This window comes from Curtobacterium sp. Arg-1 (assembly GCF_025643395.1).
Taxonomy (GTDB): domain Bacteria; phylum Actinomycetota; class Actinomycetes; order Actinomycetales; family Microbacteriaceae; genus Curtobacterium; species Curtobacterium poinsettiae.
In genome coordinates, this window is the sequence record NZ_CP095731.1 from 2,448,483 (window position 1) to 2,462,677 (window position 14,195).

Sequence of the window (14,195 nt, forward strand, 5' to 3'; positions counted from 1 at the left end):
GACGTGCGAACACCGGTGTCTTGCGGGTACCCGGCGCCACTAGGCTCGGCGCCGTGCAACGTGATCCCGGACCCTGGCTCGGCTGCGGCCCGATCCACTCCGCCCGCCGCTACTGGACCGGAGCCTTCACGTTCCGCAGCGGCCGTGCGAGCCGCGCCGAGTTCTGGTGGGCACGCGGGGCCGACCTGCTCGTGGTCTGGCTCGTGCTCACCCTCGTGCCGATGATCACCGGTGTCCGGGGCGCCGACGACTCGATGACCGACTTCCAGAACACCCCCGGGTTCCTCGGGATCGGACAGTCCGTCCTGACCCTCGAGGGCAGCGACCACGGATGGCGCATCCTCGCCGAGGGCTCCCCGTCGCAGTGGGTGCTCTTCGCGTGGTGCATCGTCACCGCGATCCCGAACCTGGCACTCGGCGCACGGCGGCTCCGTGACATCGGGACCCCGGCATGGATGGCGTTCTTCGGCGCCTTCCCGGTCATCGACTGGTTCCTCCTACTCGGCGCGCTCCGACGTAGTTGGCGCCCGACGCTCCCACCGGAACCGGACCCGTCAGGCGCCGAACTCCCTGTCGCCCACCGCGCCGCCTGACCCGCCTGAGCCGAACCCCGCCCGCGCCGGAACCTGGTTCGCGAGGAGTCGGGTCAGGAGCGGAGGCGGGTGCGTTCGGTTCGAGCTGCCTCGAGCAGGACGGCGGCACGGGCGTCGAAGGAGTGCTCGGCGGCGATGTACTCGGCCACGACGGCCCGCTCGGCAGCAGTCGGCCAGGCGTACGACGGGTCCAGCAGCGCGGCGAGTTCGTCGCGGGAGCGCGCGACCGCGAGCGTCGGCACGTCGAGCACGTCGGACAGCCCGGCGACCTCGTCGGTGACGACGACTCCCCCGGACGCCAGCACGTCGAACACCCGGTTCGACACGAAGCCGCCCGCCGCCATGTCCGGCCAGTGGTCGTTGAGCACCACACGCGCCGAGGCGTAGGCCGCCGCGACCTCGGGCCGGGTCAGCGACGATTCGCCGAGCGACTCCGCGGGGACGACCTCGTCCCACCCCGGACCGTGCACGCGCAGGTCGGCACCGAGCCCGACCGCGTCGGACACGATGGGGCGCGCGGCGCCGCGGGTCGAGCCGACGAACACCACGCGGTCGGCATCGGGGCTCGTCGCCGCCCGCGAGCCCGGGTGGAACACCGCGGGGTCGGTCGCCTGCAGCAGCGTCCGGACCGGCACGCCCGAACGATCGGCCGCGGCAGCCGCCCACACCGGACCGGCCGCGAAGGCGACGTCGAACGACCGCAGCTCGGTGTCGGCGACGTCATCAGGGTGGCTGATCACCCAGAGCAGGTTCACCGAGGCGGGGTTCGGCGGCACCCGATCCAGCCCGCGGATCACCAGCGTCACGTCGTCCGCAGCATCGTCGTCGCGCACGTGGGCGTCTCGCCGGTCGATCCGGACGCGCTGCCCGAACCGTTTGAGGGCACCGGCCAGCTCGGCGGCGAAGTGCACGTCGCCCCACCCGTCGCCCTCCGGCCCGGCAGGCGCGGCGATCTTCAGCGACCAGCTCAGGTGCTCGGCGTCGCCGTCGGTCGTTCCCGGGCCCGGGGAAACCGGCCGTGCTCCCCACGGCGGCAGCGGCGGGCCGGCGACGACCGGGCCGCCGTCGGGCTCGCGGTCGCGCCACGCGGCGACCGCGTCGACGGTCGCCGCGTCGATGGTGCGGCCGGCCTCGACCGTGCGGGTCGCGTGACCGACGACGCGCACCGGTCCGCCGCGGGCATCGGCGACCGCGCGGGTCCAGGCTGTCAGGGTCACGCGTTCGTCCGGGAGGCACGGTGCCGGCACCAGCGCCGCCCCCGGCACCGAGAGCACCGGCTGGTCCGCCGCGAAGACGGTGTCGACGTCGGTCACCGTGTCGGCACGGTCGTCCGACCACGGCAGCGCGCCGGGGCGCAGCAGCCGGGCACCGGAGCGGAACGTGCCGTCCGGCATCCGGACGCGGGCCTGCGCGACCGAGCCCGCCGCCGCGAGTTCGCGCAGTGCCGACACCTCGAGCGACACCGACGTGTCGACCACCACGAGCGTCCGGCCCACGCCGGCGGCCACCCCGGCGTTGATCGCCGAGCCGAGCCCGTCGACGGGTTCCGTTCGGACCCAGGGCGACCGACGACCGAACGGGTCGACCGGCGACGCATCGGCGACGTAGCTCACGGCCCGGACGTCAGCGCCACGACCGAAGGCATCGTGGGCGACCGACACCAGCCGGGCGACCTCGGCGTGCCGGTCCGAGCGGGTCGTCACGAGCACCGTGACGTCGTGGTCCAGCCGCGGCAGCGGGTCCGGGAACCCCGCCACGCGGACGACCTCAGCCGTCGTCGCGGGCGCGGGACGGGCCTCCCGGTCGGGGTGGTCGGCAGCCGTCGCGTCGCGACGACGGCGACCGAACCACCCGGAACCGGAGGCCACGGGCGGTGCTAGACGCCGAGGAGTCGCTGGAGGTAGACGCCGTAGCCGCCCTTGACCAGCGGCGCAGCGAGCTCGGCGAGCTGCGCGTCGTCGATCCAGCCGTTGCGCCAGGCGATCTCCTCGATGCACCCGATCTTGAAGCCCTGACGGTCCTCGATGACCTTCACGTACTCCGACGCCTGCATCATCGACTCGAACGTGCCGGTGTCGAGCCACGCCGTGCCGCGGTCGAGGACCTGGACGCCGAGCTCACCGGCCTCGAGGTAGCGCTCGTTGACCGTCGAGATCTCGAGTTCCCCGCGGGCGCTCGGCTCGATGGTCTTGGCGATCTCGATGACCTTGTTGTCGTAGAAGTACAGGCCGGGGACGGCGTAGTTCGACTTCGGCTCGGCCGGCTTCTCCTCGATGGAGACGGCGGTGAAGTCGTCGTCGAACTCCACGACGCCGTACGCCTTCGGGTCGGCCACGTGGTACGCGAAGATCGTCGCGCCGTCGACCTCGGTGTTCTTCCGCAGGTTCGTGCCGAGGCCGGTGCCGTGGAAGATGTTGTCGCCGAGGACGAGCGCGACGCTGTCGTCGCCGATGAACTCCTCACCGATGACGAAGGCCTGGGCGAGACCGTCCGGGGACGGCTGGACGGCGTACTCGATCTCCATGCCGAACGCCGAGCCGTCGCCGAGCAGGGCCCGGAACTGGTCGTTGTACTCCGGGGTCGTGATGACCAGCACCTGTCGGATGCCCGCCATCATCAGGGTCGACAGCGGGTAGTAGACCATCGGCTTGTCGTAGATCGGCATGAGCTGCTTGCTGATGCCCTTGGTGATCGGCCAGAGGCGCGTGCCGGAACCGCCGGCGAGGATGATGCCCTTCATCGCTTTCCCCTTACTTCTTCGTCCGGAGCGATTCGGTGTACGCGACGCACTCCTCGTACGTCGGCAGCAGCCCCTGGGCCGCGGCTTCTTCGAGGGTGGGGGCGCTGGTGTCCTTCTCGGACAGCACCAGCTCGCCGAGACCCTCGGGCAGGTCGAGCCCGACCGTCGGGTCGAGGATGGTGATCCCCTTCTCGCGCTCGGGGTCGTAGTGCGCGCTGACCAGGTAGTTCACCGTCGACTGGTCCTCGAGCGCGACGATCGCGTGGCCGAGCCCCTCGGACAGGTAGACGGCCTTGCGGTCGACGTCGTCGATGCGGACCGAGTCCCACTGGCCGAACGTCGGGGACCCGACGCGGATGTCGACGATGTAGTCGATGAACGCCCCGCGCACGGCGGTGACGTACTTCGCCTGGCTCGGTGCGACGAGGGCGTAGTGGATGCCGCGGGCGACACCGGCCGCGGAGATCGACATGTTCACCTGGCGGAGGTCGAGCGGGTGACCGACGGTCTCCTCGAGGACGTCGGCGCGGTACGCCTCGAGGAATGCTCCTCGTGCGTCGCCGTGCTGGACGGGCGTGAACTCCCACGCGCCAGGGATCTTCAGTTCGCGGATCTGCACCGTGGAAGCCTAGCAAGCCGTGAGTTCGCATAGGCTGTCATGGTTCTGCGCATTGCCGACTCCCGAAACGAGACCAAGCGAGCCCGTGAAGCTATTCGTCCAGATCCCCTGCCTCAACGAGGAGAACACCCTCGCCAGCGTCATCGACTCCATCCCACGGGAGATCGACGGCATCGACGAGATCGAGATCCTGGTGATCAACGACGGCAGCACCGACCGCACCGTCGAGGTCGCCAAGGAGCACGGCGTCAAGCACTTCGTGCACCACACCACGAACATGGGCCTCGCCCGCTCGTTCCGTGACGGCGTCGACTACGCGCTGCTCCACGGTGCCGACATCGTCGTGAACACCGACGGGGACAACCAGTACCCGCAGGCACAGATCGCCGAACTCGTGCAGCCGATCCTGCGGAAGGAAGCCGAGATCGTCATCGGCGACCGGCAGACGCGCACCATCGAGCACTTCTCCGGCTTCAAGAAGGCCATGCAGCGCTTCGGCTCGTGGGTCGCGAGCCGTGCGGCCGGGCTCGACCTGCCCGACGCGGCGAGCGGGTTCCGCGCGTACTCGAAGCTACTCGCTCATCCGCCTGAACATCGTGACGCGCTTCAGCTACTGCATGGAGACCATCGTGCAGGCCGGGTACAAGCGCCTGGCGATCGCGTCGGTGCCGATCACGACGAACCCGAAGACCCGCGAGTCGCGGCTCTTCAACAACATCTTCCAGCACATGTTCGAGTCCGGCTCGGCGATCGCCCGCGTCTACCTGATGTACCGGCCGATGGCGCTGTTCCTCTGGGTCGCGGCGGTGCTCGGAGCACTCGGACTCTGGCCGCTCATCCGGTACCTGGTGCTCCTGGCGATGCACACCGGCGGCAACCACCTGCAGTCGATCATCCTCGGTGTCGTCCTGCTCATCACCGCGCTCCTGTCGATCGTCATCGGCGTCGTGGCCGACCTCACCCGCCTGAACCGCACGCTGGCCGAGGAGCAGCTCGACCTGCAGAAACTGCAGCGGTATGGCGACTGACCCGGCGTCGGCGATGCTGAAGGGCCGAACGCGGTTCGCGCTCTGGCTCCGTCGCCCTTCGTCCTGGGTCGAGATCGTCGCCTGGGCCGCGCTCGTGGCGTTCATCGCCTGCACCATCGGGCCCGCGCTGATCGGTCAGGGCACGTTCCTGAACACCGGCATGCTCAGCCGGTACACCCCGTGGGGTGAGTCGCTCGAGACCCTGCGGAACTCGACGAACATCCTGAGCAGTGACACCCTCGACAGCGTCACACCCCAGACGACGCTCCTGGTCAAGCTCGCGCACGAAGGCGTGTTCGGGTCATGGAACCCGTACGTCGCCGGGGGCGTCGAACTCGGCGGCGTGCCGAACTCCGGGGCGTGGTCCCCGCTGTCGCTCCCCTGGTGGATCCTGCCGTTCTCGGCCGCGGCCGGCGCGGTGAAACTCCTCGAGATCGTCGCGATCACGGCCGGCATGTCCCTGCTGCTGCGTCGGTGGGGCGTCCCGCGGGCCGCGTGGCCGATCGCCTCGCTCGTCTTCGCGTCGTCCGGCTTCATGGTCGCGTGGTCGAACTGGCCGCAGACCCGGGTGGCCGCCTTCCTGCCGCTGCTGTTCTGGGCCATCGACCGGGCCGCCGTCGAGCTCCGTGCACGCGACCTGTTCAGCGTCGGCCTCGTCGTCACCGCGATGCTGCTCGGGGGCTTCCCGGCGATCGTCGGCTACGGGCTCTTCGTCGGTGGCCTCTTCTTCCTGGCCCGCACGATCGTGGCCCACCGCGCACTCCGCCAGGTGCTCGTCAGTGCGGGGATCGCCCTCGGCGGGATCGTCCTCGGTGTCCTGCTCGCCGCCTGGCAACTCGTGCCGTTCGCGATCAGCGCCGCGAACGTCGTCGACTTCGGCGGTCGCGGTCAGCGCGGCGGTGCCGGCATCGGGTCCGCGCCCCTGGTGAGTTCCTGGATCCCGGACATCACGTCGCTGGCGAGCACCGGCCGCGCGTGGGGCCTCCGCAACCCGGTCGAGGAGTACTCGTACATCGGCATCGCCGCGGTGGTGCTCATCGCCGCCGCCGTCCTGATCCGCCCGGGTCGACGCGACGCAGCGTCCGCCGGCGGAGCAGCGCCCGCCACCGCACCGGCGCGCGACGCCGACGCCGCGCTGGTCTGGCGTCGGCAGCGCGGTGTCGTGCCGATCGTCGCGTCGCTGCTGGCGTTCAGCGTCGTGCTGGTGTTCCTCGGCGGCCCGCTCCTGGCCGCGGTCCGGGAACTCCCGGTGTTCGACTCGAGTCCGATCGGTCGAGCGCGTGTCCTCGTGGGCTTCTTCGCCGCGGTGCTCGCCGGCATCGGGTTCGGACGCGTCGTCGAGCCCGAGACGCTGCGCGACGAACTCGCACGGTTCCGCCGTGCCACGCCGCTCCGGCGCGCGGGCCGGATCGCGACGGTCGTCCTCGTCGTGCTGTTCACCGCGTCGGTCGGGCTGCAGACGGCGCTGGCGCTCGACACGGTGCCGGCCGACGTGCTGCACCGGACCAAGCTCCTCGTCCTCGTCACCGGGGTCGTCGGTGCCGGGACGGCCGTCCTCGTCCTCGTCCCGTGGCTCCTGCGGATCCGTGCGCTCCGCGTCGCCGCCGCGATGGGCATCGTCGCCGCGGTCTGCGTGCCCGCCGTCGCCGCGACGGTCCGCTGGTGGCCCATCGCGCCGAACTCGACGTTCTACCCGTCGTCGCCGGCGATCGACTACCTGCAGGAGCACGTGTCCGCCCAGGACCGCTTCGCCACCGCCGGCACCGCGACGTTGCCCGGGTCGGCCTCGTACTACGGCATCCGCTCGACCACCGGGCACGCGTTCCAGACGCGGGAGTGGAAGCAGCTCATGCGGACCGTCGACCCGACGACGTACCCGACGGCCACGTACCTGACGTTCGCGCCCGACGAGATGACCCACTTGGTCGACTCCGCCGTCCTCGACCGCGTCGCCACGAAGTACGTCGTCGCCGACCCCTCCGCCCCGATCGCCGGGACCCCCGAGGCCGGCGCCCGCCGTACGGGGTGGACGGACCTGACGACGAGGCGACCGTCCGTCGACGGGCCGAGCAACTCCGGTCCCGTGAACGGCGTGACCCTCACCGGCCCGCCGCAGCTCACGACGTCGGCTCGGGGCATGACCCTCACCGTCGCGATCGTCGCGGACGGCACCGGGAAGACCCTCGCCGAGACCGAGAGCTGGGTGCCCGCCCTCGGCGGCCCCCGCAACGTCGCCGTCGCGGGGTCGAGCATCCCGTCGCGTGTGCAGTGGCACGCCCAGATCACCGTCACCGGGCAGTCGCAGCCGGTCGCGATCGGCACGGGCACCGGCGGGAAGGCCGTCCTGGACACCGTCCGGCCCGTCGCCGGCCAGGGCGTGTCGGTCGTGCACACCGGCGACGCAACGATCTACCAGCGCAGCTCGGCGCTCGACCGGGTGCGGTGGGCGTCCGACCAGCGGGTGCTCGCATCGACGGACAACCGGCTCGCGGCACTCGCCGGGCACGCGCTCTCCGACGACACCGTCGTCCTCAGCACGTCCACCGACCACCGGGCCGACCGGACGGGTGACGCCGTGGTCCGGCTACGGCCGAGTGCCCCGAGCGAGACCGTCGCCGACGTCGATGCGACCGGTGGCGGCTGGCTCGTGGTCGCGGACTCGCTCCGGCGTCCGGGCTGGCACGCCACGGTGGACGGCGAGCCGACCGACCTCGTCGCCGCGGACAACGCCGGTGGCGCGGTCTGGGTCCCGCGGGGCTCGCACACCGTCCGGCTGTCCTACTCGGTGCCCGGGCTCACCGCCGGGTGGCTCGTCACGGGCGGGACCGTCGGGATCGCCGTGCTCACGACCGTGACCGTGCTCGTCGTCGGCCGTCGTCGACGTCGACGTGCCCGCACGGCCGACTGAGCCTCGGCCCCGTACAATCGGCTTTCGATCCGACGACCCCGCCGGTGCCGCCATCCGCGTCGCCGTCGACAACGCAAAGGAAGAGACCTCGTGAAGATCCTCGTCACCGGAGGAGCCGGCTTCATCGGCTCGAACTTCGTCCGCCGCACGCTGGAGGACGCGTACCCCGGCCTCGAGGGCGCCGAGGTCGTCGTCTACGACGCGCTGACCTACTCCGGCAACGAAGCGAACCTCGCCCCGGTCGCCGACTCCCCCCGCTACACCTTCGTCCACGGTGACATCCGCGACGCCGCGAAGCTCGACGAGGTCGTCCCGACCGTCGACGCGATCGTGCACTTCGCCGCCGAGTCCCACGTCGACCGCTCGGTCCGCGACTCCGGCATCTTCGTCGAGACCAACGTCGTCGGCACCCAGCGTCTGCTCGACGCGGCACTCCGCCACGGCACCGAGCGCTTCGTGCACGTCTCCACCGACGAGGTCTACGGCTCCATCAGCGAGGGTTCGTGGGACGAGGAACGCCCGCTCGAGCCGAACTCGCCGTACTCGGCGTCGAAGGCCGGCAGCGACCTGCTCGCCCGCAGCTACCACCGCACGCACGGGCTGAACCTCTCGATCACGCGCTGCTCGAACAACTACGGCCCGTACCACTTCCCCGAGAAGGTCATCCCGCTGTTCGTCACCAACCTGATCGACGACGTGCACGTCCCGCTGTACGGCGAGGGCAACAACATCCGCGACTGGCTGCACGTCGACGACCACACCCGCGGCATCGCGATGGTCCTGACCCGCGGCCGCGCCGGCGAGATCTACAACATCGGCGGCGGCACCGAGCTGACCAACAAGGAGCTCACGCAGCTGCTCCTCGACGCGACCGGCAAGGACTGGTCGTACGTCGACCGCGTCGCCGACCGACTCGGGCACGACCTGCGCTACTCGGTCGACATCTCGAAGATCCAGGCCGAGCTCGGCTACGAGCCGCAGGTCCCGTTCGAGCAGGGCCTGGCAGACGTCGTGCAGTGGTACCGCGAGAACCGCGCCTGGTGGGAGCCGCTCAAGCAGCGTGCGGCCCTGAGCTGAACCGGCACACCGTGACCAGGTACCTCATCACCGGAGCGGCCGGCATGCTCGGCCAGGACCTCCAGGCCGCGCTCGCGGGCCGCGACGTCACCGCGCTGTCGCGGGCCGACCTCGACATCACCGACCCGGCCGCGGTGGACGCCGCCGTGGCCGGGCACGACGTCGTGGTCAACTCGGCCGCGTACACCAAGGTCGACGACGCGGAAGACCACGAGGACGACGCCCACGCGGTGAACGCGACCGGGCCGAAGCTCCTCGCCGAGGCCGCCGTCCGCCACGGCGCGAAGCTCGTCACCGTGTCGACCGACTACGTGTTCGACGGCAACGGCACGGCGCCCTACGCCGAGGACGCCCCGACCGACCCGATCAACGCCTACGGCCGCACGAAGGCCGCCGGCGAGGCCTTGGTGCGCGCGATCGCCCCGGACACCTCGTACGTCGTCCGCACCGCGTGGATCTACGGCGCACACGGGCCGAACTTCGCCGCGACGATGCTCCGGCTCGCCGGCTCGCACGACACCGTCAGCGTCGTCACCGACCAGGTCGGCCAGCCGACGTGGACCGGCGACCTCGCCGCCCGGATCGTCGAACTCGTCGACGGGGACGCCCCGGCCGGCATCTACCACGGCACGAACGCGGGCCAGGGGTCCTGGTTCGACTTCACGCAGGCCATCTACCGCGAGCTCGGGCTCGACCCGGAGCGCGTCCTGCCCACGGACAGTGCGGCGTTCGTCCGTCCGGCACCGCGTCCGGCGTACAGCGTGCTCGGCCACGACGGCTGGTCGCGCGCCGGCCTCGCGCCGATGCGCGACTGGCGCGAGGCGCTGCACGCCGCCGTCGCGGCGGGTGCGCTGACCGCGTAGGCGCGGCTCTCGGCCAGGAGGCGCGGGTCGGTCCCGGGACGTCGGGAACCCGACCCGCGCCTCCAGACCGCCCACCGACCGCGCCCAGGGGGCGCCGGGACCACCCTGGTAGTGTCGGGCAGCCGAGCGCGGGGCCGGCTCTCGGCCCCTGACCAGGGGTCCACGGACCACCGGTCCACGAACCACGACGAGGAGCACAGCACCATGACCACCCTCCACGTCATCGTCGACCAGATCGTCGCTCCCGTGCCGGGCGGCATCGGGCGCTACGCCGAGGAACTGGCGCGGCACCTCGTCGAGCACGCGCCGAGCGGGTGCGAGGTCGCGGGCGTGGTCTCCGCCGTCGGGTCCGACGAGATGGCGCACCTGCGGAAGCTCCTGCCGGGGCTGTCCGACCTGCAGCGGCTCCCGCTGCCGCGGCGCGAGCTGTCGCTCGCCTGGCAGGGCGGGTTCGTCGGCGGCATCGCGAAGGGCATGGTGCACGCGCCGAGCGTGCTCGCACCACTGGTCAAGCACGACCGTTTCCAGGACCCGGGTCGGCAGACCGTGGTCACCGTGCACGACGTCGTGCCGTGGACCAACCCCGAGACCCTGACGCCGCGCGGCGTCCACTTCCACAAGGCGATGGTGAAGCGGGCGTGGAAGCACGCCGACGCCGTCGTGGTGCCGACCCACGCCGTCGCGGGGGCCCTGAACGAGATCCACCGCTTCGACGACCGGCTCCGCGTCATCGGCGGCGCCCCGAGCGGACGCCTCCGGCTGCCCGTCGACGCCGACCTGCGCGCGGAACGTCTCGGCCTGCCCGACCGCTACGTGCTCGCGGTCGGCACGCTCGAGCCCCGCAAGGCCCTGGCCTCCCTGATCGAGGCGATGGCCCACCCGGACGCTCCGGCCGACATCCCCCTCGTCATCTCGGGCCCGGACGGCTGGGGAGACGTCGACGTGTACGGCACCGCGGAGCGTGCGGGCCTGTCACGCGACCGGGTGAAGGTCCTCGGCCGCATCGACGACGCAGACCTCGCGGTGGTCTACGACCGCGCGACGGTGTTCGTGTTCCCGAGCCTCGCCGAGGGGTTCGGCCTGCCCGTGATCGAGGCGATGAGCTTCGGTACCCCGGTGATCCACTCCGACGACCCCGCCGTGGCCGAGGTCGCCTCGGACGCCGGGGTCACCGTCGCCCGGTCGCCGCGGGAGTCCTACCCGGCACGACTCGCCCAGGCGGTCTACCAGGTCGTGCACGACCCGAACCTGGCCAGCCGACTGGCGGTGGCGGGTCCGGACCGCGCACGCATGTACGACTGGTCGGACTCCGCGGCGGAGACCTGGCAGCTGCACGCCGACCTCTGACGGTCGGACCGCGTCAGCCCTTGTACGTGTAGGTGCTGACCCAGTCGATGTAGAGGTGCCCCGCGTCGCCCCAGTCGCCGACCTGGAACATGTACCGGTGCGCCGTCTTCGGCACATGGCTGGTGACCGTCTTGATCACCTTGCCGTCGAGGCGGTAGCGGACGGACTTCCCGGGGATCCACTCGATCGAGTACGTGTGCCACGACCGCCAGGAGACACCGGTGCCCACGCTCACCGCGTTCGCCTCCTGTCCCGCGATCATCGAGTGGTGGTGCAGCATCGGCTGCTGGTCGAAGTTGGCTTCGGGGTAGTCGATCTCCCCGTCGGCCCAGCGGTCGGACGACGGCCAGAGCATGAAGGCCGCGCCGTTGCCGGCACCACCGGTCGCCTTGGCACGGACGATGAACTTCCCGCCCTTGTGGCCCCAGGCGCCCGTCGGCGTGCCGAAGGTGCCGGCGGCGCCGTGCTTGCCGTCGAGCTTGACGTCCATGTACCCGTGGTGCGAGCTGATCTGCGACCCCGAGTAGTACATGCCGCCGGTGCCGTCCGGGTACGGCTGCCACGACCTCGCGTACTGCTTCGCGAAGGCCCCCTTGGCGCTGGCCGGGGTGCTGAACTGCTCGCGGAAGGTCTGCTTGAACTTCCCGACGTCGCCGAGCGGTGCCGAGCTGGCGGTCGCTGCGGTCCCCTGGCCGAGCGGGCCGGCGACGAGTGCTGCTCCGAGGAGCACGACGGCGAGTGCGGCTCTCCTGGTGGCGCGTTCCTGCATGGGCTCGGTCACTCCCTGACGTGACGGTTCGCACCCGTTCGGTGTGGGTGCCGGGCGACCGGATCTCGGCTGCCCGGCGTTCACGGTAGTTGCTGTCCACGATGTGCGTCCGGGGGTTGACACAGCTGCGTACCCCCAGTAAGCGGGCCTTGCACGATGACCGAACCGTCGGCTGGAAGTCCTGGTCAGAGCGCGTGGCGCGACCGGGAGCCCCGTCGACTCGAGCAGGGGTCGTCGTCTGCGCCGTCCGATCAGGGCCGGGCGCGACGACGACGCGTGACGAGCGCGACCACGACGGCTGCCAGCACCGCGACGACGACGACCACGGCCGCGACCTCGGCGACGTGCACCGAGGTGAGCATCGAGTCGTACTGCGACTTCGTCGAGACGAAGCCCCGTTCAGCAGGGCCGAACCAGCCGGACACCGGGTTCAACGGACCGGCGGCGTGCAGGGCGAACCCGCAGACCACCGCGGCGACCACGGCGATCACGGCGAGGACGAGGACGGGGACGGCGCGGCGCATCCCGCTACCGTAGCGCGGCCCAGGACCCGATCGCGGCCCAGCCCAGCCCTGCCCCGCCGCGTCAGAGTGCGTCGCGGAGGCGCGCGGCCTTCTCCTCGACCAGGCGCTCGAGCCCGTGGGCGTACTCCGTCAGCCGAGCGGCGACGGCCGGCTCCGAGGAACCGATGATGCGCGCCGCCAACAGACCGGCGTTGGCGGCTCCGTTGATCGCCATCGTCGCCACCGGGATGCCCGCCGGCATCTGCACGATCGAGAGCAGCGAGTCGAGGCCGTCCAGGCGCGCGAGCTGCACCGGGACGCCGATCACCGGCAGCGTGGTCATCGAGGCCACCATGCCGGGCAGGTGTGCTGCGCCGCCGGCCCCGGCGATGACGACCCGGATGCCGCGCTCGGCGGCGGCGCGGGCGAAGCGGGTCATCTTGTCCGGGGTGCGGTGCGCCGACACGACGTCCGCCTCGAACGGGATGCCGAGTTCGGAGAGGATCTCCGCCGCGGCCCGCATGGTCGGCCAGTCGGAGTCCGACCCCATGATGATCGAGACGAGCGGCTGTGCGGGTGCGGCGGTGTCGGTCACGCGACGAGCCTAGCCGAGCAGGACCCGCCGCCAGGTGTCGCCGTCGTGGCCGATCGTGCGGTCCTCGGCGACCCAGCGCGCAGCGCGCTCGTCCGGTCGGCCACGTTCGACAGCGGTCCGCACGGCGTCCCGCCACGCTCCGACGTCATCCGTGACGGCCACGGCGCCGTGCGCCCGTGCCACCGCGTACGACGGCCGGTCCGAGACCACGGCGGGCAGTCCGAGCGCGGTGTACTCCAGGAACTTCAGGTCGCTCTTCGCGCGGTTGAACTCCTCGTCGCGCAGGGGTGCGACACCCGCTCGCCAGCGCTCCCGGTGCGCCACGAGCCAGCGGGAGAAGGCCGGGTAGTGCCCGTCGGGGACGTCGACCCGGCGGAACCAGTCCGCGCCGCCCTCGTCCGTCACGCCGATGACCTCGAGCCGGATCGGGGTGCCGTCCGCAGTGGCGAGGTCGGCGAAGACGTCACGGAGCAGTTCGAGGTCGGCGGCGTGGGTGAGCGTGCCCATGTACAGCACCCGGTGCTCCCCCTCGGGGCGCTCGTCGTCATCGTCGTCCGTCGGGCCGGCGGTCCAGATCTCCGGGTCGAGGGCGTTCGGCACGACGACGACGTCCCGCGCGACCGGACGGACGACGTCGGCGAGTTCGGGCGTGCTCACGACGACGGTGTCGGCACCCCGCACCAGGGCGTCGATCGAGGCGAGCCGGTCGGGGTCGTACTCGGCACGGGCCAGTCGTTCGCGCCCGGAATCGGTGAAGAAGTCGTCGTCGACCTCGGCCACGACGCGGATCCCCCGGGCCGCGGCGGCCGCCAGGAAGGGCTGCACGTCGTCACGCGGCAGGATGTCACGCTGCACCAGGAGTGCGGCGTACGGCGTCGTGTCGGAGCCGTCGACGAACGCGGCCGGGTCCACCTGACGGGCCTCGGCGGTGCCGCTCGACGCCAGGTGCTCGGTGCGCCGGACCACACGGACGTGTGCCGAGGCCGGGTGCGCGCCCCCACCGCCGGCAACGACGTACCCGAGCACGGGCAGGGGCACCGGCTGCGGTGGGGCCCCGACGACCACACGGCGCAGGCGTCGGGCGGCCCGGCGGACGAGATCACGCGGCATGCGTCCATCCTCTCGCACCCGGAACCTCGCACCGGACGCCGAA

13 protein-coding genes and 1 pseudogene are annotated in these 14,195 nt (G+C 71.7%); 7 read left to right on the forward strand and 7 right to left on the reverse strand.

Annotated elements, in window-relative coordinates; all coding sequences use genetic code 11:
- Positions 1-53: 53 nt before the first annotated feature.
- Positions 54-593 carry a DUF805 domain-containing protein gene (locus MXD64_RS11555; protein WP_071252185.1) on the forward strand — a complete coding sequence of 180 codons (540 nt, stop codon included), beginning with the start codon at positions 54-56 and terminating at the stop codon, positions 591-593.
- Positions 594-646: 53 nt separating this feature from the next.
- Here the strand turns inward: MXD64_RS11555 and MXD64_RS11560 are convergent, their stop codons facing one another.
- Genes MXD64_RS11560 through MXD64_RS11570 form a run of 3 tightly spaced genes read right to left on the reverse strand, consistent with a single transcriptional unit; the run spans position 647 to position 3,952 of the window.
- On the reverse strand, positions 647-2,461 hold the full coding sequence (locus MXD64_RS11560) for a glycosyltransferase family protein (RefSeq protein ID WP_263136474.1): 1,815 nt from the start codon (positions 2,459-2,461) through the stop codon (positions 647-649).
- An 8-nt stretch (positions 2,462-2,469) separates the two neighbouring features.
- Positions 2,470-3,333, reverse strand: coding sequence for a glucose-1-phosphate thymidylyltransferase RfbA (gene rfbA / locus MXD64_RS11565; protein WP_017888783.1), 864 nt, complete (start codon positions 3,331-3,333; stop codon positions 2,470-2,472).
- Between the two features lie 10 nt (positions 3,334-3,343).
- Positions 3,344-3,952, reverse strand: coding sequence for a dTDP-4-dehydrorhamnose 3,5-epimerase family protein (locus MXD64_RS11570; RefSeq protein WP_017888782.1), 609 nt, complete (start codon positions 3,950-3,952; stop codon positions 3,344-3,346).
- 85 nt (positions 3,953-4,037) lie between these two features.
- Here MXD64_RS11570 and MXD64_RS17760 point away from each other — a divergent pair.
- The 6 genes and pseudogenes from MXD64_RS17760 to MXD64_RS11595 form a co-directional block, all read left to right on the forward strand.
- Positions 4,038-4,460 (forward strand): annotated as a pseudogene (locus MXD64_RS17760) (glycosyltransferase family 2 protein); the annotation flags it as partial.
- An 88-nt stretch (positions 4,461-4,548) separates the two neighbouring features.
- The gene (locus tag MXD64_RS17765) at positions 4,549-4,980 is read left to right on the forward strand and encodes a hypothetical protein (RefSeq protein WP_317629867.1); all 432 of its coding nucleotides are present in this window, start codon (positions 4,549-4,551) and stop codon (positions 4,978-4,980) included.
- Positions 4,970-7,888, forward strand: a complete 2,919-nt coding sequence (locus tag MXD64_RS11580; protein ID WP_263136475.1) for a hypothetical protein — start codon at positions 4,970-4,972, stop codon at positions 7,886-7,888. Before MXD64_RS17765 ends, MXD64_RS11580 begins: the two co-directional genes overlap by 11 nt.
- A 90-nt stretch (positions 7,889-7,978) precedes the next feature.
- Positions 7,979-8,965: a dTDP-glucose 4,6-dehydratase gene (gene rfbB, locus MXD64_RS11585; protein ID WP_140449309.1), complete on the forward strand. Its 987-nt coding sequence runs from the start codon at positions 7,979-7,981 to the stop codon at positions 8,963-8,965.
- 11 nt (positions 8,966-8,976) lie between these two features.
- On the forward strand, positions 8,977-9,828 hold the full coding sequence (gene rfbD / locus MXD64_RS11590; protein ID WP_017888778.1) for a dTDP-4-dehydrorhamnose reductase: 852 nt from the start codon (positions 8,977-8,979) through the stop codon (positions 9,826-9,828).
- 204 nt (positions 9,829-10,032) lie between these two features.
- Positions 10,033-11,175, forward strand: a complete 1,143-nt coding sequence (locus tag MXD64_RS11595; RefSeq protein ID WP_056071081.1) for a glycosyltransferase family 4 protein — start codon at positions 10,033-10,035, stop codon at positions 11,173-11,175.
- A 13-nt stretch (positions 11,176-11,188) separates the two neighbouring features.
- On the opposite strand, the gene MXD64_RS11600 is transcribed toward MXD64_RS11595, so the two are convergent.
- From MXD64_RS11600 to MXD64_RS11615, 4 genes are all read right to left on the reverse strand, one after another.
- On the reverse strand, positions 11,189-11,956 hold the full coding sequence (locus tag MXD64_RS11600) for a family 16 glycosylhydrolase (RefSeq protein ID WP_017888776.1): 768 nt from the start codon (positions 11,954-11,956) through the stop codon (positions 11,189-11,191).
- Positions 11,957-12,195: 239 nt separating this feature from the next.
- Positions 12,196-12,468, reverse strand: a complete 273-nt coding sequence (locus tag MXD64_RS11605) for a hypothetical protein (RefSeq protein ID WP_042538813.1) — start codon at positions 12,466-12,468, stop codon at positions 12,196-12,198.
- A gap of 61 nt (positions 12,469-12,529) precedes the next feature.
- Positions 12,530-12,997 (reverse strand): 5-(carboxyamino)imidazole ribonucleotide mutase, encoded by a 468-nt coding sequence (purE, locus tag MXD64_RS11610; RefSeq protein ID WP_139179877.1) that lies wholly within the window; start codon positions 12,995-12,997, stop codon positions 12,530-12,532.
- A 54-nt stretch (positions 12,998-13,051) separates the two neighbouring features.
- A complete protein-coding gene (locus MXD64_RS11615) occupies positions 13,052-14,152 on the reverse strand; it encodes a hypothetical protein (RefSeq protein WP_071252196.1) in 1,101 nt (366 codons plus the stop codon).
- Between the last annotated feature and the right edge of the window lie 43 nt (positions 14,153-14,195).